Here is a 25,675-nt window from a genome sequence, read left to right on the forward strand (position 1 = left end):
GTTGCAAATAGAAAAGTGAAGCTACGCTTTTAAACCAAAACATTCTAAACTACGTTTTGAATACACATCAACAGGATGTACAGAATCCCAAAAACCCTTTGTTGCAAATAGAAAAGTGAAGCTACGCTTCTTACTTTTTCATTTCTAAACGCTTTTCAAAGCTATGCTTTGAGCGCTCTTAGAAATGAAAAAGTGACATGCAAAAGCATGTCACTTTTCTGCTTGGTCGGGATGACAGGATTTGAACCTGCGACCACACGGCCCCCAGCCGTGTACGCTAACCGGACTGCGCCACATCCCGAGTACATTTTTGCGAAAGCAAATATACTAATTAAGTCGTATGAATAATACTCCAATGTGATACACTGGTGAAAATTTATTTTAAAAGAAAAATAGGATTGGAAAATAATTAAAAAAAAGAAAAAAGCACAATTAATATGCAAAGAAAGATAAATGGGTTGCTTTTTAAATCCTACTAAAAAAATATAACCTACATGTTAACTCAAAGTTGATGAGTTACATAATAACTATGAAAACTACAAACACAGTTAAAAAAAAGTTATCTTTCTAAGACAATATCATTGTGCTTAATTACATGACTAATATATATAAATTCCTACATAATTGCTAGGAATTTATTTTTTATGTTAAAATATCTTCAAGAGGTTTTTTTTATGGACATATAATATGATGTTTCTTACCTCTCTCATAAGCCTATAAACGTTACATTTTTTTCATCAAGGCAATCATCGCATTTTGTCCTAACCTACAAAGTAAGTAAGTGCTTTAAACTCGTATTTTCTTTTCGCGAAAGCATAGCGCAAAGCAAACTATTTTTTAGGAAGAAATACCTCTGCCATCATACAGCGAGCGCTCCCACCTCCACATTCTTCAATTACATCCAGAGAGCTTGACAGTATCGTTGCATGCTTTTCTATTTGATCTATTTGTTGCTTTGTAAGACTTTGATGCGCCGCTTTGCTCATCACTAAATAAGGCGTGTTGTTAGCGCCTTTAAGTTGTAACATATTTCCTGCAAAATGCGTTACTTGCTTTTCTGTAATCGCAATAATCTCTTTGCCATCTTGTTTCAGGTGTTTCAACACATTTTTACGCTCTTTTTTATCATCTATCGTATCTAGACATATCACAGAAAATGCTTCTCCTAAACACATCATAACATTGGTATGATAAATGGGAAGACGCTCGCCATTTACAGTTTGATTCGCCGTAAAAATCACGGGGGTATATTCAAAATCTTCACAGAATTCTATGAGTAATTCTTCGTCCGCTCGAGGCGAAAGCGCACAATACGCCTTGCGATGCACACGATCTAAAAGAAGACTTCCTGTACCTTCTAAAAAAAGGTTTTCATCTTCGGCAGAGGAGTAATCTATAACATCATTAATAGTAAATCCTTTAGATTCTAGTATATCAAGAATATCTTCGCGACGTTCTGTTCTCCTGTTTTCTGCAAACATGGGATATATAGCGACTTTACCGTCATTATGAAAACTTATCCAGTTATTTGGAAAATGTGCATCTGGAGTGTCAGTTTCCTTGCTGTCTTCTACAACAATAACATGGATACCCACAGCTTCTAACTTGTTTACAAAAGTATCAAACTCTTGTTGTGCACTTTTTAAAAGCTTTTCTTGAGATACACCATCGATCTCTTTTTGATAATAATTATTGACAGCAGTTTGCTCATTCATCCTGAAATGTACAGGACGAATCATTAAAATAGTATCTGTAATTTGACTCATAATTAAAATGAACTAATAAAGTTGTAAAGCTACAATTTAGTATCGATATCTTGCATGATTATAGTCGCATGTTCGCGTGTATTTTCTATAAATAATTTACTTGTCTGTAAGCCTGCATTTATTACCCCTGCAACGTATACATTTTTAAGAGGTGTTTCTAATGTTTTTTCATTATGAATAGGCGTTTTATTCTTATCGTCAGAAACAGGCAGTCCTAAAGCTTCAAAAAGACTGTAATCAGGCATATAACCTATCATTGCAAGCACAAAGTCATTTGCTATTTCAATAACTCCCTCTGGAGTTTTTAATACAACGGTATCTTCTTTTATTTGAATCACTTCACTATTAAAATACGCTTTAATCGCACCTTCTTTAATCCTGTTTTCTATATTGGGTTTGATCCAATATTTTGTCTTTGGATAAATCTCTGATGCCCTGATCACCATAGTCACATCGGCTCCTTTGTAATAGGTTTCTAAAGCAACATCACACGCAGAGTTTGCAGCACCTATCACGACTAGCTTTTGCCCAATATAGGGATGCGGACTATCATAAAAATGAGTTACTTTAGGAAGATTTTCTCCAGGAATATCCAACGATCTTGGTGTGTCATAAAATCCTGTACAAACAATCACAGATTTTGCAAAAGTATCTCCCTTGTTAGTCGTTATATGATACCCATGATCTTTAGGAGTCATAGAAGTGACTTCTGTATATAATTTTGTATTCAAATCCCAACTCTCCTGAACTCTTCTGTAATACTCAAGTGCCTCTTTACGAGTAGGCTTGTCGGTATGAGAGATAAAAGGAACCTCCCCTATTTCAAGCAAATTAGACGTACTAAAAAATGTCATTTGCTCAGGAAAATTATATAGAGAGTTGACCAATACCCCTTTTTCTAAAATAATATAAGAATGTCCTCTTTTTTGAGCTTCTATACCGCAAGTAAGACCTATAGGACCTGCTCCTATAATAACAATATCATATGTATCTTGTAAGTGCATTGTCTTATCTATTACGCCAAAAGAAAGGGGTGAGTAAAATTAATACGGTAAATAACTCCAAACGCCCTATAAGCATTAAAAAAGCTAACCACCATTTGCCTGCATCCCCCAAACTATTGTAACTATCTACAGGGCTCAAGTCTCCAAAAGCGGGACCTACATTACCCAATGCAGATGCAGATCCTCCTAGAGCAGTCATAAAATCTAAGCCCATAGCACCTAAGACACTCGCTCCTACAATCCATGAAAGCATATAAAGAATAAAAAACGCAAGTATATTAAATATAATTGTTCGATCTACAGAACGGGTATTATACCGTACTGGAAGAATTGCATTGGGGTGCAATGTTCGTTTAAACTCTACAATAGCATTACGTATCGTTAATAAATGCCTCACAACCTTAATCCCTCCTGAAGTAGATCCAGCTGAGCCGCCTATGAACATAAGTCCAAAAAAGATGACGGTAAGAAAAGGCGTCCACATTGTAAAATCTGCAGTAACAAACCCAGTGGTTGTAATCACTGCCAACACCTGAAAAAGACCATGTCTAATGGCGCTTTCCCCAGCTCCCAACACCATAGGATGATCAATAGAAGAAGCGCTAATATCTGCTTTAAAATAAACGACGAGTGCTGTAATGATGGCAAATCCAAAAACAAACGTCATATAAAGCCTAAACTCTTCATCTTTTATGATTTTTTGCACTTTTCCTTTAAAAGCAAAGTAGCTTAAGACAAAGTTCATCCCAGCCAGCATCATAAAAAAGATAATAATATATTGTACAAGAGGTTTGTCATTCCAATAGGCGACACTTGCATTTTTAGTAGAAAAACCACCCGTAGATAATGTACTCATCGCATGGTTAATGGCGTCAAAAAAAGACATTCCAGCTAGTTTGAGCGCAATAGTCTCTGCCGCTGTAAAACCAAAATAAATAAGCCATAATCGCTTTGCGGTATCTGTAATTCGCGGATGTAGCTTATCAGCACTAGGCCCAGGAGCTTCTGCTGCAAAAAGCTGCATCCCACCAATACCTAGTAAAGGAAGTATGGCTATTGCCAATACGATAATCCCCATCCCTCCTATCCAATGTGTGGTGCTTCGCCAAAAAAGGATCCCTTTAGGCAAAGACTCTATGTCGGTTAGTATCGTGGCTCCAGTAGTAGTATACCCACTTATGGTTTCAAAAAAAGCATTCGTAACCGATGGAATCGATCCTGTCACTAGATACGGCAACATCCCACTAAAAGACATAAACAGCCAACCAAATGTAACCACAATATACCCTTCACGCTTCTTAATTTCTTTTTTATGATCTCTCGTCATAAACATTAAAAGCATTCCTGCAAATAACACTAATAACCCAGAAGCAGTAATGGGGAGGGCAGCGCCATCTTCTGTTATAAAACTCACAAGCGCAGAAATCATCATAAAGCCACCATTACAAAGTAATAGTAACCCCATTAAATGAAAAATAATCTTGTAATTAAGTTTTGGCATCTAGATCGCTATTTAAACAAACATTTTTTCTACTTGTTTGATAGATCGCGGTAAACAACATACCACTACGCGATCTCCTGCAGTGATTTTAAAATCACCAAGTGCAATGACCCCTACGCCATTACGAACAACACCTGCTATGGTAGCCGACCTTGGGAAGTCGATATCTTTTATTTTTTTTCCTTCTGCTTCAGAAGTCGGTTTTACAATAAACTCTAATAACTCTGCATTCATGTTATTGAGTTTGGTCATAGCAACAACCTCTCCTCTACGTATGTATCTAAAGATATTATTTGCTGCTAATAATTTTTTATTGATCAGTGTATCAATCCCTATACTTTGCGATAGCTGGAAATAATCCATATTTTCTACTAACGCAATTGTTTTTTTGACCCCTCTTGATTTTGCGACGAGGCAAGACATGATATTCGTTTCACTATCACCAGTTACCGATATAAAAGCATCCATATCTTGGATGTTTTCTTCTTCAAGCAACTCTACGTTACGACCGTCTCCATTAATTACCAAGGCTTTAGGCAGTATATCTGCCAGATCTATGGCTTTTTCTTTGTCACGCTCTACGAGTTTGACATTAAACTTATGAGAGCATAAATCTCTACAGGTTTTATATCCAATTTTACTTCCGCCTAAGATCATGACATTTTTAATCTCTTGACGTACTTTTCCAGTCAGTTTATACAACTCTTCCACCCCACCTTGTATGGTCATAAAATACACGTGATCGCCTTCTTTAAAGACCGTATCACCGCGAGGAATAAGCGTATATTGTGTCCCTAGTCGTTGTATTGCGATAGGCATAAAATGTAATCCTGGAAAAATAGTAGCAGCTTCTTTCACATTTTTACCCACAAAAGAGGCGGTACTTGACAAGGTCGTCCCTACCATCGTTAAAGCGCCTTCTTCAAACTCGTAAGTATCACTAAAACCACTTTGATTAAGTAGTAGCTCAATCTCTGATGCGGCTAGACTTTCAGGCGATATCAACTCATCAATACCTAGTTTGGAAAACCCTGCGAGTTCTTTGTGTACTATAAATTCTGTATTAGAAATTCTCGCAATCGTACGTGCCGCACCTAATTGCTTTGCCAGTACACATACCGTGATATTGGTCGTTTCACTAGCGGTAACCGCTATCAAGAGGTCTACATTTTCGACTCTGGAATCTTGTAAAATGGCAATAGAGGTAGCATCACCCTTGATGGTACGAATATCCAAATGCGTATCTGCATACGCCAGGCTTTCTTTGTTGGTGTCTATAAGAGTAATGTCCTGAGACTCGTATGATAACAGTTTGGCTAGATGGAAGCCCACCTCACCTGCACCTGCAATAATAATCTTCATATACTATTAGTGAACTAAAAAGTGATACAAAGATACAGCATTGATAAGAGATACACTCTAATCCTGTAAATAATTATAATTTATACGCTTTCGCGAAAGCGTACACACCCTTCTTCTTATTGGGATAGAAAAATCTAAAATAGCATCCTCTTTTTGAATAAGTCGGTATTATCTTCTTTTACGATACCGTATATTTGCCAAAAAATAGGCCATGAGCAAAAAGGTAACGCCATACACTTCTTCTGACCAATCTAAAAAAGAACAAGTCGAGCAAATGTTTGACACGATTTCTGGAAAATACGATGGTCTTAATAGAGTTATTTCTTTTGGAATTGATGTCAAATGGCGTAAAAAAGTAATCCAATTGGTCACCGAAACACAACCCGACAGTATTCTTGATATTGCCACAGGAACAGGAGATCTGATTATCAATTTTGCCAATAGTGGTGCCACCCAACTTGTAGGACTTGATATTTCTGAAGGAATGCTTTCTGTAGGACGCGAAAAAATAAAAGCAAAAGGACTAAGTGATCAGATACAAATGATCCAAGCAGATAGCGAAGCGATGCCTTTTGAAGATAGTAGTTTTGATGCGATTACCGTTGCTTTTGGGGTACGTAATTTTGAAACCCTAGAAAAAGGACTAGGCGAGATTTACAGAGTACTGAAACCAGGAGGGATATTTGTGATTTTAGAAACCTCTGTCCCTACGAGAACTCCTTTTAAACAGGGCTATAAATTTCATTCAAACGTTATCCTACCTATGGTTGGGCGTCTCTTTTCTAAAGACAAAGATGCCTATTCATACCTCAGTAAAAGTGCGTCTGTTTTTCCTTTTGGCGAAGCCTTGAACAATATTTTGCGTAAAATTGGGTTTACCAACGTGAAAGATCAACCACAAACATTTGGTGTAGCCACCATTTATACAGCTTCAAAATAAATTCATGAGAGTATTTATTGCCTTTGTTTTCTTCATAAGTTTTACACAAATATCCCAAGCACAATGGCTTACGAGACCTCGTGTACAAAACAATCAAAACTTTGATAAGAAACCTATTTCTTGGGGATATTACCTTGGCTTTAATTCTTTTGATTATAACTTTGATTATATAGCAGAGCAAGAAGATATTCAAGTCACTAAATCTCTTGGTTTTAATGTCGGGCTCATTGCTAGTTTGAGATTGTCTGAATATGTAGACTTGCGTTTTGAGCCAGGATTAAGCTTTACCAGAAGAGACTTAACCTATGCACCAGATCCACGGTTTGACAGTGAAAATGATTTGATACGAGAAGTTCCATCTACCTACATTTATTTACCGTTACTTTTAAAATTTAATACAAAAAGACTTAATAACGTTCGCCCTTTTGTAACAGTTGGAATCTCAACAGCTACTAACTTATCTAGTAATGAGAAAAATCCTGATGACAACTTTTCGGGACAGTTTAGAACCACGACCAATCCTTTCTTTTACGAAGTAGGATTTGGGATTGATTTATACCTTTTCTATTTTAAATTTACTCCAAGTATACGAGGTGTATTTGCAACCTCAGATGAGCTAGTTCGCGACAATGGAGGAAACAGCCCATGGACAGGTAATATCAGTAAAATGTCATCTAGAGGTGTCTTTTTAAACTTTACGTTCCAATAACAGAACCTCTTTTAAACTCACTCAGGCATATAGCAGTCGCGGTAGCAACATTTAAACTTTCTGTTTTTTGCATTGCTCCAAAACGAGGAATCGCTATTTTTTGTGTGACAAACTGTGCAACCCTATCAGATATCCCATTGGCTTCATTACCCATCACAATTACCGCCTCCTCTGGAAGTGTTGCCGTATAAATGGTGTCTCCTTCCATAAAAGTACCATAAATAGGACGCTGTTCTTCTTGAAGATACGATGTAATATCTACATAAGAAATACGAATTCTAGATAAAGATCCCATGGTAGCTTGTACCACCTTAGGGTTGTAACAATCTACTGTTTGCGTAGAGCACACTAGACTTGTGACTCCAAACCAATCACAAAGACGTATAATCGTGCCCAGATTTCCTGGATCTCTCACATCATCTAAAAGCACTGTGATTCCGGTGTGTTGGTCTTCATACTGAGTAGGAATTTTAAACAGTGCTAAGGCTGCTTGAGGTGTTTTAAGAAAGCTTATTTTTTTAAGCTCGGCAATAGTAATCTGTTGAAACGCATTTTTATTTTCTGCAGGAATATGTAAAGAACTACGCTCTATACCATAGATTGCTTCTAGTTCAAAGGAAGATTCTAATAACTCTTGAATCACCTTAACACCTTCGGCAACAAAGAGACCTTCTTGCTTACGGTACTTTTTTTGATACAATCCCGTTATTCGTTTGATATTACTTTTGCTTAACACTATATAAAATGTACTTTTGATTTATTTTCACTACCCACTTGAAACATAGGTTTACAAAAATATCATTATTTATGCTACTAGCAGTCCTACTTGCTGGTTGTAATGCTATAAAACGAGTTCCTGAGGACGATTTTTTGCTTGAGGATAACGAAATCATTGTAGATGGCGAAAAAATAACCGATCAGCGTTTGTATAATTTTTTATACCAACAGCCTAATACCAAACTCGCTGGATCTCCTTTTAGGCTTTACATTTACAATTGGGCACGTCCTGATATTGATTCGATTTTAAACGCACAACGGGCAAAAAATGATGGTCGGCGTAATTTCTGGACGCGTTTGCTTTCGCGAAAGCAAGTAGAGGCTTTTCGAAAATTTAAGAAAGATCTTAATTCAGGAATAAAAAACACGGGAGAAGCACCTACCATTGTCAATGAAATTATTACAAAAAAATCAGCCAACAGACTTGCTCGTTTTTATATAAACAACGGTTATTTTAATACCGAAGTAGATTACACCATAAAAAAAGACAGCAACCAAAGAGCGACTGTGAGCTACAATGTAAAGCGCTATAAACCTTACTTACTAGATTCTATAGTGACAATGATTGCCTCCCCTGTGGCAGATTCTATATACCAAGCACATAAAAACGAATCATTTCTTAGAAAGGGAGAACCCTATCAAAAAAATAAGTTTGAAGCAGAACGTTTACGTATTGAAAAACTATTTAGAAATAATGGATTATATCATTTTGAATCTGATCGCATCAGAGCTATTGGTGATACAGTAAAAACAGGAAATAAGACCAATCTCGAAATCATTATTGACAACCGAAAAGAAACAGCACACGACTCTGTCATAGATATTCCTTTCAAAGTTCACAAGGTGAGTGAAATCAATATTCTTACAGATTACAATTTTGCCAACAAAGACAAACCTTTTGCCGATTCTATAAGTGTAGATGGTTTTAACTTTTATGTATATGACAAATTAAACTATAGGACTAATGCCATTACAGATATTATTCCGCTTAAACCAGGAGCTGTCTATAGCGATATAGAGAAGACACAAACCCTTACTCGTTTAAGTAGACTGAACACGTTTAAGTATCCTAGTATTGTATACCAAGAAGACCCAGCAGACAGTACACGTACCAATTTGATTGCCAACATACGCCTCACACCTTTGGATAAGTATAAATTTAGAGCAGATTTTGATGCCTCTACCTCCAATATTCAAGATTTTGGTCTTGCAGGGTTTGGATCTTTATTAATTCGTAATATTTTTAAAGGAGCGGAGACATTGGAAATTTCTGCCAGAGGAAATATTGGGGCTTCTGATGATGCGGCTAATACCAATGACAGCTTTTTTAATATCTCAGAGATAGGAATGAATGCAAGTCTGGTTTTTCCTAGAATATTTTTTCCTGTAAACACCACAAAGCTTATTCCCGCAGAATGGCAACCTAATACGCGATTTAACTTAGGGGTGAGCGTACAACAAAACATAGGGCTTGACAAGCAAAGTTTTGCTGGAAAATTATCCTACAACTGGACCCCTTCTGCTACCAATACATTCACGTTTGATTTGATAGATGCCCAGTATGTACGAAACCTGAATGCTCCTAATTACTTTAATATTTACAGAAATAGTTTTGATGATCTCAATACACTAGCGACTGCTAATATTGATAATGTCAACCCTGATTATTTTGACCCAGAGAGTAACACACCAAGACTTACAATCCCTGATGGTACTAATAATTTTATTAATGATGTAGAAAACGGAACAATACCTGGTTTTAATACAACACAGATATCTGAAATAAATGCAATCCGAGAACGTCAAAATAGACTTACAGAAGACAACTTGATCTTTGCGCTTAATTTTACCTACACCTACAATAATAGAGAAAATCTATATGATGAGGAGTATTCTAGACTACGAACTCGGATTGAACTTGCAGGAAATGCATTGTCACTCGCAGCAAACTTGGTGGGTGCTCCAAAAAATGAAGATAATAATTCTCGTATTCTAGGCGTTGTTTTTTCACAGTATGCAAAAACAGAAATTGACTACACCAAGCATTGGGATTTAGGACATAATAACATTCTAGCCATACGAGCTTTTGGGGGAATGGCTATTCCCTATGGAAATTCTAATAACATTCCCTTTATCCGAAGTTTCTTTGCAGGAGGATCTAATGACAATCGTGCATGGCAAGCCTATGATCTTGGACCAGGTAGCAGTGGAGCTGTAAATGAGTTTAATGAAGCTAACATGAAGCTTTCGTTTAATGTAGAACATCGTTTTGACCTGCTAGGACCCTTTGAAGGTGCCTTTTTTGTAGATGCCGGTAATATTTGGAATATATTTGATAATGTAGATGATCCGAATTCTACCTTTAGTAGTTTTTCTAGTTTACAAGATTTAGCCGTTGGGACAGGATTTGGTTTACGCTTAGATTTTGACTTTTTCTTAGCACGATTTGACATCGGTTTTAAGACCTATGATCCCGCTTTAGAAATCGGAAATCGGTGGTTTAAACAATATAATTTTGCTAACGCTGTATATAACATTGGTATTAATTACCCTTTCTAAAAGGCATTACAGCGCTTTCAATCGTTATCGTAATTACCCTTTGTTTCCCTTTATTTTAGTAGATAATTTCTTATTTTTACGAACTTAAACATAAATCAAAAATATGGCTCATTCTATCAAGCCGGGAGTTGCTACCGGTTACCAAGTGCAAAAGATTTTCAATTATGCAAAAGAAAAAGGATTTGCACTTCCTGCTGTAAACGTTATTGGATCTAATAGTATCAACACGGTATTAGAAACCGCTGCAGCATTGAATGCTCCAGTCATCATACAATTTAGTAATGGAGGAGCTCAGTTTAACGCTGGAAAAGGGTTAAACAATGATAATCAACGCGCTGCTGTTGCAGGAGCTGTTGCTGGAGCAAAGCACGTGCATGAGCTCGCTAAGTTATACGGAGCGACAGTTATACTTCACACCGATCACTGTGCAAAAAAATTATTGCCTTGGATTGACGGAATGCTAGATGCTAGCGAAGCTTATTATGCAGCACATGGACATTCTTTATTTAGTTCACACATGATTGATTTAAGTGAAGAGCCCATTGAAGAGAATATCGAAATATGCAAAAAATATCTTGAGCGTATGGAGAAAATGGATATGACACTAGAAATAGAATTAGGGATTACTGGAGGTGAAGAAGACGGAGTAGACAATTCTGATGTTGATGATTCAAAATTATACACACAACCTGAGGAAGTAGCCTATGCGTATGAAGAGCTTTCTAAAGTAAGTGACCAGTTTACGATTGCAGCTGCTTTTGGAAATGTACATGGAGTCTACAAGCCTGGAAATGTAAAGTTGACTCCTAAAATCCTTAAAAACTCACAAGAATATATTACCAAAAAATATGGCGTAGAACACAATCATATTGATTTTGTTTTTCACGGAGGAAGTGGATCTACTGTTGAAGAAATCCGAGAAGGGATTAGCTACGGGGTGATTAAAATGAATATAGACACCGATCTTCAGTATGCAACAGCTGAGGGAATACGTGATTATTTTAATGAAAATGCTGAATTTCTCAAATCTCAAATAGGAAATCCTACAGGAGATGATTCTCCAAATAAGAAATATTACGATCCTCGTGTTTGGTTACGCAAAGCAGAAAACACCATGGGTGCTCGACTTAAAAAGGCATTTGAGGACTTAAATAATGTAGATACGCTTTAGTACGCTTTTCGCAAACCTGTCTGAAGGTAGGCAAGAGCGAACTCCTAAAAAACACACTCAAACATATAGCGATATGGCTTGGTTTAAAAGAAAAGACAAAGGAATACAAACTCCTACAGAAGAAAAAAAAGACACCCCTAAAGGTCTTTGGTATAAATCGCCTACAGGTAAAATTGTAGATACAGAAGAGTTAGAAAAAAACTTCTACATCAGCCCCGAAGACGGATATCACGTACGGATAGGCAGTAAGGAGTATTTTGAAATTCTTTTTGATGACAACAAATTCAAAGAATTGGATAAAGATCTTTCATCGAAAGATCCGTTAAAATTTGAGGACAAAAAGAAATACACCGACAGGCTTAAAGATGCACAAGATAAAACGGGCCTTAAAGATGCTGTGAGAACAGCCGTCGGAAAGTCCAAAGGAGAAGATCTTGTGATTGCCTGTATGGATTTTAGTTTTATTGGAGGCTCTATGGGAAGTGTTGTGGGTGAAAAAATAGCCCGCGCTGCTGATTATTCGCTCAAAAACAACATCCCTTTTATGATTATTTCAAAATCAGGAGGTGCGCGTATGATGGAGGCTGCATTATCACTGATGCAATTGGCAAAAACTTCTGTAAAATTAGCACAATTAGCAGATGCTAGTATCCCTTATATTTCTTTATGTACAGATCCTACCACTGGAGGAACCACCGCTTCTTTTGCGATGCTAGGTGATATTAATATTTCTGAGCCAGGTGCCTTGATTGGATTTGCAGGTCCTCGTGTGGTACGAGATACAACAGGAAAAGAGTTACCTGAAGGTTTTCAAACATCAGAATTCCTACAGGAGCACGGTTTTCTAGATTTTATTACGCCTAGACAGGAGCTTAAAAATAAAATAAACCTGTATTTAGATTTGATCTTAAATCGCCCTGTACGAGCTTAAACAGCTTACTATAAATAAAAAAAGGGTTGTCTAAAAATTAGACAACCCTTTTTTATTGTTTTAAACGAAATCACTTCTCGACCTTCTTAGATCGATTTCTATATAATTTTTTATCAACACAACTAACCATAGCTTGTGTATCTAAGGTATCTTTTCCAATAAATTCGACAACCTTACTCACAACATCTTCAGGTGTTTCTAAAGCATCTTTATAATCAACATATATCATTTCTACACCTGGCTCTCTATCTTTCCATATCTTCACTCCTTTTAATAAGTTTTGATATGAATCCATAAGCCTTAAAGGCATTGTCTCAGGATCTTTACCTCGCATAATTTGTTGAGATTTAACAACCTCATTCAAATCTCTCGTCATAAAGATAATTTTATATCGATACTTGGCATCTAGATATTTTAATAATGGTGCTACAATTTTTACAGATTTGTTTTTTGCTTCACTTAGCCAAGAATTATCTTTATGAATATTCATCACAGGGTCATACTCATAATACCCTTTAGGATTAGATGTATCAGCTTTTCTATTTTCATCTGTAAGTATTTGCTGCCCTCCTTTTGCTAACATTTGCATCATTAACGAAGTACCAGACCTAGGTAACCCTGAAACTACAACAATTTGATCTTCGCTATGCTTCAAGTATTCTCTTCCTGAATTTTCTGAAGATAAGCTTTGTAGTTCAGCTACATTTTCTTTAGCTATTTTTGATCGTTCATAATTTTGAGGCTGAAGTCTTTCTGCAGTTTCATAGGCTAGTTTTGCATTTTCTAAATCACCCATTTTTTCTAAAGCTCTTCCTAATACAAAATGAGCTGCAGGATAAAATTTTACTAATTCAATACTTGTAAAAGCATATTCTACAGCTTCTTCATATTCTCCTAGTTCTACATAACACTCAGCTAAAGCTCTATGATATTTAGCTCTATCTGGTTCTAATTCTATAGCATTTTCAAATGCGATCTTAGCTTCTTCAAACCTAATTAATAAATACTCGATCTCTCCTATTTTATACCATACTTCAGGATTAGGTTTTAACGAAATAATTGCTCTATATACTTTTAATGCCTTTTCAGGAAACCCCTTACCTAATAATATATCTGCTTCTGAGAAAAACAAATTGTAGACAACAGATGTTTCACTTTCTCTAATTGCTTTCAGATATTTTTCGGCCTCGTCATATTCTTTATATTTTAAAGAGATCGTAATTAAGTCCATATAGTAAGGAGCTTTATCTATAGAAGCTTCTTCTTTAATTAATTCAAGCAGTATCTCTTTAGATCTTGCATAATCTTTCTTCCCTAAATATACCCTTGCCAAATTATGCTTTAAATCGCATTTGGTTTTTAGAATCGCTGTCTCTATTTTTTCATCAGGTCTTTCTATATATCCTAACTCTATAAGCTGTTCCATAGTTTCTTGATCAGAAAACTCAACAGAAGAATTAGAGTTGTCTTTATCTAACTCTGCAAAATCCCCATCTAGGTCATCCCAACTATCAATAAACGAAGGTTTTTTAGATTCTTTAAACATTTCTAGCACGGGTTTTCCATCCATATCTCTACCTATAGGCAAATCAAATAAATGTAGCAGCGTAGGTGCTATATCAATTAACCCTAATCCAAATATTTTTTCATTCTTTTTAATATTAGGCCCCATCGCTGCAAACATTCCAAATTGTCTATGTTCTAGAGCAGGAGCTGCTTGCACATTAGGCATTTTTACAATTCGGCGATCTCCAGATTCATATCCATGATCAGACATTACAATTACCGTCGTATCTTCATCTATCAATTCTAATTTTCTTTCAAGCATCATATCTTGAAAACGATATGCCCCTTTAATCACATCTTGATATACTTCATATTCATGCTGAGAAACATTATCTAATTTCGGCGGATAATATTTCATAAACGAGTGACATAAATGATCGATAAAATCATAGTATACCGCCATAAAATCCCATTCAGAAGTTCTCAATAATCTTGTTGCCGCATTGTGAACTGAAGTATTGTGAGAGAGTACTCTAGATAAAATTTGAATTGATTTATTTTTTTCTTGATCGATTTCCTTTGCTCTAGGAATAAATGGCAATACATGCTCACTTGTAACTTCGTAAGGAAACATTCTTAGATCTTTAAACTCATCATACTTATCTTTAGGATGAATAGCATCTTCTGGAAGAACACTCGGTTTTGTAGGGTCTGTACTTACTTTTTGAAATTTATCAGATATTACAACACCATTTATTGGCTCAGCAGGATAACTAGGCCACCATCCTACTAGATTACTTTTATACCCTTTGTTATGTAGGATATTCCATATTGTTCTGCTTTTCCTAGAATATGCAGTTACAGGTTGTATTCCTTTCAAATCAGGCATTAACTCGATGAACCCTAAAACACCATGTTTATCAGGCGTTTTTCCTGTAGCAACAGAGGTCCATAACATTGGAGAATACGGTGGATTCATGGTACTCATATTTCCAAATACACCATTGTCTATTATTCGCTTTAAAGCAGGCATTTCTCCTTTAGCAAGTAATGGACCTATAATTTGCCAATCCGCAGCATCCCATCCTATCAACAGTACTTTTTTCTTCTTCATCCCTAAATTATTTCTTTCTATTTTTGGTTTCCATATTATGAGCCTGCTTCACTTTTCTCCATTCGGCAAAGGCTACATCACCTACTGCAAGTAGCCCTAAAGATCCTTTTAAAGGGATTTCTGATAATTTTATAGTGCGTTTTTTATCGTTGATTTTCATTGCTATTTGACATTAGTTAGGGATTAAAATTGCTAAAGTATTATATTGTATGTATATTTCAAGGATATTTGTTTTGTAAAAAAACGAAAAACAATCATTAATTCATTATAAAACATTTCATATTATGAAAAAAACTACCTCTAAAAAATTACTTAATTATGGCGCTATGTCTGCTGCTATATTAGCTGGTGCTAATGCTAGCGGGCAAATCATCTTCACGGATTTAGATCCTGATCAGACCTTAGGTCCTGCTTCAGAATCTTTTATGATCGATCTAAATGAAGATGGTACTAATGATTTTGATTTTCAGATCTTCAACTCTGCAGGAACAGTTTTATTTGCTTTAGATACAAATGGTTTTGTAGGTTTTGTAGGCCCTAGTGCTTATAACTACCCATCTAATCTAGCTGAAGGTACTATAATAGATGGAGCTTCACCAACATTAACTGCTGTACGAGGTGACCTTAACTTTAACTCTTGTAACTACCCTAGTAGTCAATTTTGTGATGGTGCTGATGCATTTGTTGGATTAGTATTAGACGTTAGTGGTGAAACATTCTATGGATGGGCTCGTATTAACGTATCTACTGCTGGAAATGAATTAACAATTCAAGAGTATGCATATAACTCTGTAGCTGGAGAAGCAATCATGGCTGGACAAACACTTTCTTTAGAAGACAACTCTATTGAAGGATTCTCTTCATTTGTTTCTGACAATACGCTTACTTTGAATGCTAGAACTCCATTAGAAACTGTGACTATTCATAATATCACGGGACAGGAGGTAATTTCACAGAAGCTATCAAACACAACTGAAACAATTGATCTCAATGGATTAAGTACTGGTGTTTATATTGCAACAGTAGCTGTAGAAGGTAAATTACAAGCTATCAAGTTTGTAAAATAACATCCTCTATATTACATATATTCAAAAGCGATCTTCGGATCGCTTTTTTTTTACGATACTACTCACAAAGAACTTAATTATATCAGTGTCATATTTAGTATATTCACGACATAATTTGAACGCATGATCTCAGACAACAATCAATTATTACGCTTTACTACAGCTGGGAGTGTAGACGATGGAAAGAGCACCCTCATTGGACGTCTTTTATATGACTCTAAAGCAATTTTTGAAGATCAATTGGAAACCGTCAGCTCTATAAGCAAACGCAAAGGTCAGGAGCACATAAATCTTGCTCTATTTACAGATGGGCTCAGAGATGAGAGAGCACAAGGAATTACTATTGATGTCGCCTACCGCTATTTTACAACCCCAAAGCGAAAATTTATTATTGCAGATACGCCTGGTCATATTCAGTATACACGTAATATGGTGACAGGAGCTTCTACGGCAAATGTTGCCTTGATTCTCATAGATGCCCGTCATGGAATTAGTGAGCAAACCAAGAGACATGCATTTATTGCTTCTTTATTACAAATTCCTCACATCATTGTTTGTATAAATAAAATGGATTTGGTTGACTATTCTGAAAAGGTATATAATGATATCCGTTCTCATTTTGAAGAATTCTCATCAAAATTATACGTCAAAGATATTCGGTTTATCCCGATCAGTGCTTTAGATGGTGATAATGTTGTGAACAGATCTAAAAATATGCTTTGGTATCAAGAAGCCCCTTTATTATATACGCTAGAGTATATGCACATTAGTAGTGATATCAATAAAATAGATGCACGTTTTCCTGTGCAAACCGTATTACGTCCACAAAGTAAGGAATTCCTTGATTATAGGGGATATGCAGGTCGAGTTGCTAGTGGTATCTTTAGACCTAAAGATAAAGTAACGATACTGCCATCTGGTTTTACATCTACCATTAAAAGCATAGATACACTAGACACATCACTAGAAGAAGCATACGCTCCCATGTCTGTTTCTATAACATTAGAAGATGATATTGATGTGAGTCGTGGGGATATGATCGTAAAGGCAAACAATATCCCTACAGCTACTCAAGAGTTTGATGCTATGATTTGTTGGCTGCATACAAACACAGCCCGTCCTAGGACAAAATATACGATTCTTCATACGTCTAATGAACAAAAGGCTATGATCAAAGAGGTGATTTACAAAATTGATATAAACACCTATCAAAGAGAAGTGGACAATAAAGAGTTAACCATGAACGACATTGCGCGTATCAAAGTAAGAACCACACGTCCTTTGATGATTGATGAGTACAGAGATAACCGTATTACTGGAAGTTTTGTATTGGTAGATGATGGCACGTATGAGACCGTAGCTGCGGGTATGATCATGTAATATAATTCTAAAGACACTCATTCTTGGTACCGCTCCTGCCTGCCGGCAGGCAGTTTCGCGAAAGCGTATACCTAAAGTATAGTATACGATAGAAAATATAGATTAAAAATACCCTTGTTTTTTTCTATCCTCCATGGCAGATTCACTACGTTTATCATCTGCTCGATTGCCCCGCTCGGTTTGCTTCATTGAAGCCACTTCTACAACAATCTTGTCTAGGGTATCGGCATCACTTTCTAATCCGCCTGTAATTGTAATATCACCCAACGTTCTAAAACGTATTTTTTTAGAGTGAATCTCTTCACCTTCCTTTTTAACTAAATGCTCAGAAACAGGAATCCAAGAATTATTTCTCCAGATTACATCACGCTGATGGGCAAAATACAGCGAAGGCACGGCAATCTTTTCTTGTAGAATATAATTCCAAACATCCATTTCTGTCCAGTTACTTATCGGGAAAGCTCTAAAATGCTCCCCTTCAAAATGTTTTCCATTTAAAATATTCCAAAGCTCTGGGCGTTGATTTTTTGGATCCCAAGATCCAAAATCATCTCGATGTGAGAAGAATCGTTCTTTAGCCCTCGCTTTTTCCTCATCACGTCTTCCCCCCCCTATAGCACAATCTATATGATGTGCTTCTATGGTATCTAACAAAGTAATTGTTTGTAGCGCATTACGCGTGGCGTGTTGTCCTTTTTCTTCAACCACACGTCCAGTGTCTATAGATTCTTGTACAGAACCTACGAGTAACTGAATTCCTAATTCTTTTACTAATTGATCTCTAAATTGAATCGTTTCTGGAAAATTATGCCCTGTATCTATATGTACCAATGGAAAAGGTATTTTTGAAGGATAAAACGCCTTCTTTGCTAAATGAGTTACCACAATTGAATCTTTCCCTCCAGAAAAAAGAATCACAGGATTTTCAAATTGTGCCTCCACTTCTCTTAAAATATAGATCGCCTCCGTCTCTAACTCATCTAAATAGTTTAAATAATACTTACCCATTTATATTCAGTTTACGTTCTATATATGTTAACACCAATGAAACTGCTTCTTCTATAGTATATTTTGAGGCATCTATTTTGATAGAAGGATTTTGAGGCACTTCGTAAGGGGCGTCTATCCCTGTAAAATCTTTGATCTCCCCTGCTCTTGCCTTTTTGTATAATCCTTTTACATCCTGCTTTTCACATACTTCAAGAGAAGTACTTACATAGACTTCAACAAACTTATCTTCTCCTACAATTGCTTTAATATTTGCTCTGTCAATTTCATACGGAGAGATAAACGCTCCTAAAACCACTAAACCTGCATGATGAACCATGAGACTACTCACCTCTGCAATGCGACGTATATTTTCTTTTCTATCTTCTGGAGAAAATGTTAAATCACTATTTAATCCCTTTCTAACACGATCACCATCCAAAATACAGGTATGTACTTTACGCGCTAATAGCGATTGATTTAATGCATTTGCTATGGTAGATTTTCCAGAACCGGACAACCCCGTAAACCATATTAAAAAAGCATTATGATTCTTTATGGCTTTGAGTTGTTCAAGATCAACACTAAAATGATGTGGAATGATATGTTCCTGCATACAGCTTTAAAATTTCTTAAATATACAAATCCTCCCTAGATTAAGTCATTTCAAACGCTTACTAAAAAATAAGGATTCAGTAGGTTTTCCTTATTGTAGCGCAACGGTTGTTGTGTTTCTTGATCGATTACCTCAACACCTACAGCTTTACAAATGGCATGTCCAGCAGCCGTATCCCACTCCATGGTAGGGGCAAAACGTGGATACATATGCGCGCCTCCTTCAGCGATGATGCAAAACTTAAGAGAACTCCCTCGCGAAACCATATCGACTGTGTATTCTTTTTCAATTTCACTAATAAAATCTTTGGTTGCCTCATTGAGATGTGAGCGACTTCCCATAATTTTAAGAGGATTCTTTTTTTCTGACGGAAAAATCTGGGTAGCATTTGCTATAATTGCTTCTACATAAATTTCTTTTTCAGGGTTAATTAATGTTCTATAAGAACTAGAAGCATCTTCAGATGTAAAATAAAGCATTCTAGTCACTGGAATATAAATAACACCCAGTATAGGCGCTCCTTCTTCTATGAGTGCGATATTAACCGTAAAATCACCGTTTCTTTTGATAAACTCTTTGGTACCATCTAACGGATCTACGATCCAACAGCGACGCCACGCCTTTCTTTCAGCATAGTCAAGTTGCTTGTTTTCTTCACTTATAATAGGAGTTTTTGTGGTTTCTAAATACTCGTTAATGATTGCATTGGCATTTTTATCTGCGATGGTGAGCGGTGAATCGTCTTTTTTAGTGAGCACATCAAAATCTGTTGCATATACCTCCATGATGGCTTTACCGCCTTCTATGGCAGCTTGTATGGCAGTGTGTAATAAAGAATTCATCATTATGTCTTATATGAAATTGTATACGCTTTCGCGAAAGCAGTCTTAAAATGTATCTCTATATACAATTACTTTTTCCGATCAATCACATAATTAACCATCAATTCCAGAGAATCCCTGTACTGAGATTTGGGATAGCTTAGCAAGATATCAAGGGCTTCTTGTTGGAGTGTTTTCATTTTTGAAATGGCATATTCCAATCCTCCTTGATCTTTTACAAAGGAAATCACTGCTTTGACTCGTTTTTTATCTGTATTGTAATTTTTTATGCTGTTAATAAGCCAATTTTTCTCTTTCACACTTACTTGATTCAACACATAAATAAGTGGTAATGTCATTTTTTGTTCTTTGATATCAATTCCTGTGGGCTTTCCTATTTTTTCATCTCCGTAGTCAAAAAGATCATCTTTAATCTGAAACGCCATGCCGATCAGCTCTCCAAAATAGCGCATCTTTTCAATATCTTCTTTGGATGCGTGGACAGCGCAGGCTCCTAAAGCACAGCAAGCAGCAATAAGCGTTGCCGTTTTCTGGCGGATAATCTCGTAATAGATCTCTTCTGTAATATCTAGTTTTCTAGCTTTCTCTAATTGCAATAATTCTCCCTCACTGATTTCTCTCACAGCCACCGAGATGATTTGCAATAAATCAAAATCACCATTATCAATAGAAAGGAGCAATCCTTTAGAAAAGAAAAAATCACCTACGAGGACGGCTATTTTATTTTTCCACAATGCGTTTAAAGAGAAGAAACCTCTTCGAGTATTACTATCATCTACCACATCGTCATGCACAAGGCTTGCCGTGTGGATCAACTCAATCACCGAAGCGCCTCTATAGGTACGCTCATTGACTTCGCCTTTTCCCATCATTTTGGCCACCAAAAACACAAACATAGGGCGCATTTGTTTCCCTTTTCTATTTACAATGTAATGCGTAATACGGTTAAGGAGAGCCACTTTTGAGCGCATGGAGAGGGAAAACTTTTCTTCAAAAAGTTCCATCTCATAAGATATAGGTTCTTTGATTTGTGCAACAACCTTCATAGAGTTTCAAAGATAAGAAATGCCTGTTGCATAAAACAGTCCTGCTATTGTTTATTTGCGAGCTGCCCGCAGGCAGCATCGATATCTTTTCCTCGGGAGCGCCGTACCGTTACCGTAACGCCGTGAGCCTCCAGAGTGTTTACATATTGATCTATTGCTTCTGGGGAAGCTTGTTGAAACTGTCCGTCGTCTATTGGGTTGTACTCAATAAGATTGACTTTACTAGGTACGGCTTTGCAAAAAGTAAGCAACGCCTGAATATCTTCTTTACGGTCGTTAATCCCATCCCAAACAACATACTCATAGGTGATTCGTTTTTTGGTTTTTTCATACCAATAGATGAGTGCTTCTTTTAAATCGGCTAATGGCATTTGCTCATTAAAAGGCATAATTTCTGTACGCACGGCATCTAGTGCTGAGTGAAGAGAGACTGCAAGATTGAACTTGACATTCTCATCTGCCATCTTTTTGATGATCTTAGGAACTCCAGAGGTAGAGACCGTAATACGCTTAGGCGACATCCCTAACCCCTCTGGAGAGGTAATCTTGTCTATGGCCTTGAGTACGTTGTTATAGTTCATGAGGGGTTCTCCCATACCCATAAACACGATATTAGACAAGGGTCTGTCATGATATAATTTACTCTGACGGTCTATGACCATCACTTGGTCTACGATTTCATCTGGATTTAGATTACGCATCCGCTTTAAACGGGCGGTAGCACAAAATTTACAGTTGAGGCTGCATCCCACTTGTGAAGACACACAAGCTGTGGTGCGTTTAGGTGTCGGGATTAACACAGATTCTACGACGAGTCCATCATGTAATTTCACTGCGTTTTTTATCGTACCATCGCTACTGCGTTGCATCTGATCTACCTTGATATGATTAATCACAAAAGCAGTGTCTAGAAGCTCACGTGTTGCTTTTGATATGTTGGTCATATCCTCAAAGCTATGTGCTCCTTTTTGCCACAACCATTCATAAACTTGATTTCCACGAAAGGCTTGATCTCCCTCAGAAACAAAAAAATTACGAAGGTCTTCCTTGCTTAATGTACGTATGTCTTTTTTTTGTGTAGTCACAGTGCAAATTTAGGGTTTTCATAAGGATTAATAGCGCATAAAAAAACTCAAGTGATATACTTGAGTTTTTTTAGATTTAGTATCGTGAGATTTTCGTCTTCGCAAGAAGATCCCTACCTACGAAATGAGATTTCCGCATTCGCGGAAATTAGATAATTAACATCGCATCACCGTAAGAGTAAAACTTATATCCTTCTTTGATTGCCTCATCGTATGCTTTTTTCATTAAATCATGTCCTGCAAAGGCAGATACCATCATTAATAAGGTAGATTTTGGTGTATGAAAGTTTGTAACCATACAATTAGCAATACTAAAATCGTATGGAGGGAAGATAAATTTATTAGTCCATCCTCCAAATTCATTAAGAGTACCTCCACTAGAAACAGCACTTTCTAATGCCCTCATTACAGTCGTTCCTACGGCGCAGATTCTACGTTTTTCTGCGATGGCATTATTGATGATTTTTGTGGCAGGCTCACGGATATAAGCTTCTTCACTATCCATTTTATGCTTAGATAAGTCCTCTACCTCCACTGGGCTAAAAGTTCCTAATCCAACGTGTAGTGTCACTTCTGCAAAATTTACTCCTTTAATTTCTAGGCGTTTTAATAAGTGTCTAGAAAAATGCATTCCTGCCGTTGGTGCTGCTACTGCCCCTTCTTCTTTTGCATAGATTGTTTGATAACGTTCCTTATCTTCTGGCTCTACGTCTCTTTTTATGTATTTAGGAAGTGGTGTTTCTCCTAATTCTGTGAGTTTTCTTCTAAATTCTTCATAAGAACCGTCATATAAAAAACGTAAGGTACGCCCTCTTGATGTGGTGTTATCAATCACTTCTGCTACGAGGCTTTCATCATCCCCAAAGTATAATTTATTTCCAATTCTAATCTTACGTGCTGGATCTACGAGTACATCCCAAAGTCTCGTTTCTGAGTTTAATTCTCTTAACAAAAAGACTTCTATTCTCGCGCCTGTTTTTTCTTTATTCCCATACAAACGTGCAGGAAATACTTTTGTATTATTAAGAACCATCACATCTTCAGGCTCAAAATAATCAATCAGGTCTTTAAACATTTTATGTTCTATGGTCTGATCTTTTCTGTTTAGAACCATCAATCTTGATTCGTCACGGTTTTCAGCTGGGTGTTCTGCAAGGAGTTCTTCTGGTAAGTTAAAGTTGAAATGTGATAATTTCATCCGATAGAAAGGTTTTTAGTTAAGAATGGATTTTTTTGCTTTCGCGAAAGCGTATACAACAACACTCGGTTTTTGCAAGGTGGCAAATATACAATCTCGGGATAGGGGTTGTCAAGTAATTAACCAATTATCTCTTGTGTAAAGCCCAAAGTTTTTAAATCTTCCCAAAAATAAGGGTATGATTTTGACACCACACCTGCATCTTCAATACAAATAGGGACACATATACCAAGAGGCGCAAAAGCCATAGCCATCCTGTGATCGTGGTAGGTTGCTATGGTGCAATTTTGGAGTAAAGGAGTGGTCATTTTTGCAAGATGAAGCGATTTATCTGTGACTTCAATAGTACCGCCTAATTTGGTGATTTCTGTATGGAGGGCCTCTAATCGGTCGGTTTCTTTTATTTTTAGTGTGTGTAATCCTGTAAGCGTACAGCCAACACCAAGGCCCAAACAACTTACTGCAATAGTTTGTGCGATATCTGGGCTATTACTCAAATCCAATTCTAAGAGCTCAGGAAGCTCTTTGCTTCTATCAACTTCTAAGATCAATTTATTTTTTTCAAATCGAGAAACAACGCCTAACTGGGTGTATATTTCTGCTAATACTGCATCTCCTTGTAAGCTGTCTTGTTTATAACTAGAAATCGTAATTTGCGTGGGCTGCTCTTCTTTATATCGATGCATCAAAGCGACTAAGCTATAATAATACGAAGCGCTACTCCAATCGGATTCTACCGTAATGTTTTTTTTTACATCTTTCAGTTGGGCAGGTTCAATTTTTATAGACTGTCCTTGAAATGTAGCTGCTATTCCTACCTGATGCAATAGTTGTAAGGTCATATTGATATAGGGTACAGAAGTGATTTTTCCTTCTAACAGAATCGTTAATCCATTGGGCAAGGTGGCACCAATAAGCATTAGTGCAGAGATATACTGGCTACTTACATTTGCATTCAATGTCACTTCACTTTTTGTAAGCGTAGTACCTTGTATGGAAAGTGGTGGATAGCCTTCGTTTTTCAGATATTCAATTTGAGCACCTAAAGATCGTAAGGCGTCTACTAAGATTCCTATGGGACGTTCTTGCATGCGCTTACTTCCTGTGAGAATGGTTTTTCGATCTTTTTGAATCGAAAAATAGGCAGTAAGAAATCGCATAGCTGTTCCTGCGTGATGAATATCTATCGTCTCTGAGTGACTTTCTAATGCCTTTTGCATCAAGGTACCATCATCACTATTGGAAAGATTTTCTATGGTAAGTCCTTTTAAAAGTGCTTGCAACAACAAGAGTCGGTTGGTTTCACTTTTAGACCCAGTAATTTTAATATTTCCCGAAAGGAATTTGTTGGTGTTTTGTATTTTAAGAAGCATAGGGAATTTATTAAACGTGAGTTCGACGTAAATAATTAGTTAATTTTTTAGTGTGATTATGTTGAAAATTTATTTTATCAACTCATAATAAACATGTTTGTTCATTTTCTTTGTTCGTCCAAATAAAACGAAACCAAAACCTGCCTGCCGGCAAGGAAAAGACGCTTTTTATGCGTGTGTTTTCTATTTTAAATATTAGAACTTATGAATCTTCGATTTCTTAGGTATTTTTCGCTTGAAGCGAAAACCACAAGGAATTTTCTCTTCCGCTACGCCTCGCCCAAAGCTCACGCTTTGTCGTTTTCAAGGTTTCAAAAATTTTTAACGAAAACAGCCATCGCTTCATCTCGCCCAGAACTCACGTTCTGTCGTATACTGGAGAAAAAGAAGAAAACTTATATCGAATTCATTACTTTATTTAAGCTTCTCGTTATTGTGATGTCTATCATGATCACGTTTGGTTTTGATGTCTAGCTTTTTATCAAACGCTTCTTGTAGGTTAACGCCTGTTTGATTTGCAAGACATAGCACCACAAATAGTACATCTGCCAGTTCTTCTCCAAGATCTTTATTTTTATCGCTTTCTTTCTCGCTTTGTTCTCCATACCGTCTGGCAATAATGCGTGCTACTTCCCCTACCTCTTCGGTGAGTTGTGCCATGTTTGTGAGTTCATTAAAATAACGAACTCCGTGGTTTTTGATCCAATCGTCTACGGCTTGTTGTGCATTTGAAATATTCAT

At 36.6% G+C, this 25,675-nt stretch carries 22 protein-coding genes and 1 tRNA gene; 7 read left to right on the forward strand and 16 right to left on the reverse strand.

Annotation, left to right across the window (positions count from 1 at the left end; all coding sequences use genetic code 11):
* Positions 1-223: 223 nt before the first annotated feature.
* The 5 genes from ACFO3O_RS01990 to trkA form a co-directional block, all read right to left on the reverse strand.
* Positions 224-301 (reverse strand) — tRNA-Pro (locus ACFO3O_RS01990).
* Positions 302-830: 529 nt separating this feature from the next.
* A complete protein-coding gene (ctlX, locus tag ACFO3O_RS01995) occupies positions 831-1,766 on the reverse strand; it encodes a citrulline utilization hydrolase CtlX (protein ID WP_379976856.1) in 936 nt (311 codons plus the stop codon).
* Positions 1,767-1,795: 29 nt separating this feature from the next.
* Positions 1,796-2,770, reverse strand: a complete 975-nt coding sequence (locus ACFO3O_RS02000) for a YpdA family putative bacillithiol disulfide reductase (protein ID WP_379976857.1) — start codon at positions 2,768-2,770, stop codon at positions 1,796-1,798.
* Positions 2,771-2,774: 4 nt separating this feature from the next.
* Entirely contained in the window at positions 2,775-4,271 is a 1,497-nt protein-coding gene (locus ACFO3O_RS02005) for a TrkH family potassium uptake protein (protein ID WP_379976858.1), read from the reverse strand.
* Between the two features lie 12 nt (positions 4,272-4,283).
* Entirely contained in the window at positions 4,284-5,633 is a 1,350-nt protein-coding gene (gene trkA, locus ACFO3O_RS02010) for a Trk system potassium transporter TrkA (RefSeq protein ID WP_379976859.1), read from the reverse strand.
* Between the two features lie 211 nt (positions 5,634-5,844).
* Between trkA and ubiE the strand changes: the two genes are divergently transcribed.
* Both ubiE and porT read left to right on the forward strand, forming a co-directional pair.
* On the forward strand, positions 5,845-6,573 hold the full coding sequence (gene ubiE / locus ACFO3O_RS02015; protein WP_379976860.1) for a bifunctional demethylmenaquinone methyltransferase/2-methoxy-6-polyprenyl-1,4-benzoquinol methylase UbiE: 729 nt from the start codon (positions 5,845-5,847) through the stop codon (positions 6,571-6,573).
* Positions 6,574-6,577: 4 nt separating this feature from the next.
* Complete coding sequence (porT, locus tag ACFO3O_RS02020; RefSeq protein WP_379976861.1) at positions 6,578-7,282, forward strand: type IX secretion/gliding motility protein PorT/SprT; 705 nt, start codon at positions 6,578-6,580, stop codon at positions 7,280-7,282.
* Here porT and ACFO3O_RS02025 read toward each other — a convergent pair.
* A complete protein-coding gene (locus ACFO3O_RS02025) occupies positions 7,269-8,018 on the reverse strand; it encodes a TrmH family RNA methyltransferase (RefSeq protein WP_379976863.1) in 750 nt (249 codons plus the stop codon). The genes porT and ACFO3O_RS02025 overlap by 14 nt on opposite strands.
* 71 nt (positions 8,019-8,089) lie before the next feature.
* On the opposite strand from ACFO3O_RS02025, the gene tamL reads away from it, so the two are divergent.
* From tamL to accD, 3 genes are all read left to right on the forward strand, one after another.
* Positions 8,090-10,618, forward strand: a complete 2,529-nt coding sequence (gene tamL, locus ACFO3O_RS02030) for a translocation and assembly module lipoprotein TamL (RefSeq protein ID WP_379976864.1) — start codon at positions 8,090-8,092, stop codon at positions 10,616-10,618.
* A 103-nt stretch (positions 10,619-10,721) separates the two neighbouring features.
* Entirely contained in the window at positions 10,722-11,789 is a 1,068-nt protein-coding gene (fbaA, locus tag ACFO3O_RS02035) for a class II fructose-bisphosphate aldolase (RefSeq protein WP_379976865.1), read from the forward strand.
* 73 nt (positions 11,790-11,862) lie between these two features.
* Positions 11,863-12,720: an acetyl-CoA carboxylase, carboxyltransferase subunit beta gene (gene accD, locus ACFO3O_RS02040; RefSeq protein WP_379976866.1), complete on the forward strand. Its 858-nt coding sequence runs from the start codon at positions 11,863-11,865 to the stop codon at positions 12,718-12,720.
* Positions 12,721-12,790: 70 nt separating this feature from the next.
* Here accD and ACFO3O_RS02045 read toward each other — a convergent pair whose 3' ends face one another.
* On the reverse strand, positions 12,791-15,340 hold the full coding sequence (locus ACFO3O_RS02045; protein WP_379976867.1) for an alkaline phosphatase family protein: 2,550 nt from the start codon (positions 15,338-15,340) through the stop codon (positions 12,791-12,793).
* Positions 15,341-15,347: 7 nt separating this feature from the next.
* Positions 15,348-15,500 (reverse strand): hypothetical protein, encoded by a 153-nt coding sequence (locus ACFO3O_RS02050; RefSeq protein ID WP_379976868.1) that lies wholly within the window; start codon positions 15,498-15,500, stop codon positions 15,348-15,350.
* A 124-nt stretch (positions 15,501-15,624) separates the two neighbouring features.
* On the opposite strand from ACFO3O_RS02050, the gene ACFO3O_RS02055 reads away from it, so the two are divergent.
* Both ACFO3O_RS02055 and ACFO3O_RS02060 read left to right on the forward strand, forming a co-directional pair.
* Entirely contained in the window at positions 15,625-16,407 is a 783-nt protein-coding gene (locus ACFO3O_RS02055) for a T9SS type A sorting domain-containing protein (RefSeq protein WP_379976869.1), read from the forward strand.
* A gap of 123 nt (positions 16,408-16,530) precedes the next feature.
* Positions 16,531-17,787, forward strand: coding sequence for a sulfate adenylyltransferase subunit 1 (locus tag ACFO3O_RS02060; RefSeq protein WP_379976870.1), 1,257 nt, complete (start codon positions 16,531-16,533; stop codon positions 17,785-17,787).
* A 102-nt stretch (positions 17,788-17,889) separates the two neighbouring features.
* Here the strand turns inward: ACFO3O_RS02060 and cysD are convergent, their stop codons facing one another.
* The 8 genes from cysD to ACFO3O_RS02100 all read right to left on the reverse strand — a co-directional run bounded on the left by cysD (position 17,890) and on the right by ACFO3O_RS02100 (position 25,675).
* Entirely contained in the window at positions 17,890-18,795 is a 906-nt protein-coding gene (gene cysD / locus ACFO3O_RS02065; protein ID WP_379976871.1) for a sulfate adenylyltransferase subunit CysD, read from the reverse strand.
* Positions 18,788-19,390 carry an adenylyl-sulfate kinase gene (gene cysC, locus ACFO3O_RS02070; RefSeq protein WP_379976873.1) on the reverse strand — a complete coding sequence of 201 codons (603 nt, stop codon included), beginning with the start codon at positions 19,388-19,390 and terminating at the stop codon, positions 18,788-18,790. The genes cysD and cysC overlap by 8 nt, the downstream gene beginning before the upstream one ends.
* 50 nt (positions 19,391-19,440) lie before the next feature.
* Positions 19,441-20,235, reverse strand: a complete 795-nt coding sequence (cysQ, locus tag ACFO3O_RS02075; RefSeq protein ID WP_379976874.1) for a 3'(2'),5'-bisphosphate nucleotidase CysQ — start codon at positions 20,233-20,235, stop codon at positions 19,441-19,443.
* Between the two features lie 65 nt (positions 20,236-20,300).
* Positions 20,301-21,278 (reverse strand): polyprenyl synthetase family protein, encoded by a 978-nt coding sequence (locus ACFO3O_RS02080; protein WP_379976875.1) that lies wholly within the window; start codon positions 21,276-21,278, stop codon positions 20,301-20,303.
* A gap of 44 nt (positions 21,279-21,322) precedes the next feature.
* Positions 21,323-22,363, reverse strand: coding sequence for a dual-specificity RNA methyltransferase RlmN (gene rlmN / locus ACFO3O_RS02085; RefSeq protein WP_379976876.1), 1,041 nt, complete (start codon positions 22,361-22,363; stop codon positions 21,323-21,325).
* 148 nt (positions 22,364-22,511) lie between these two features.
* Positions 22,512-23,561 (reverse strand): tRNA preQ1(34) S-adenosylmethionine ribosyltransferase-isomerase QueA, encoded by a 1,050-nt coding sequence (gene queA / locus ACFO3O_RS02090; protein WP_379976877.1) that lies wholly within the window; start codon positions 23,559-23,561, stop codon positions 22,512-22,514.
* A gap of 119 nt (positions 23,562-23,680) precedes the next feature.
* A complete protein-coding gene (locus ACFO3O_RS02095) occupies positions 23,681-24,934 on the reverse strand; it encodes a 3-phosphoshikimate 1-carboxyvinyltransferase (RefSeq protein ID WP_379976878.1) in 1,254 nt (417 codons plus the stop codon).
* 414 nt (positions 24,935-25,348) lie between these two features.
* Positions 25,349-25,675, reverse strand: a complete 327-nt coding sequence (locus ACFO3O_RS02100) for a nucleotide pyrophosphohydrolase (RefSeq protein WP_379976879.1) — start codon at positions 25,673-25,675, stop codon at positions 25,349-25,351.

The organism is Dokdonia ponticola (assembly GCF_042653865.1).
Taxonomy (GTDB): Bacteria; Bacteroidota; Bacteroidia; order Flavobacteriales; family Flavobacteriaceae; genus Dokdonia; species Dokdonia ponticola.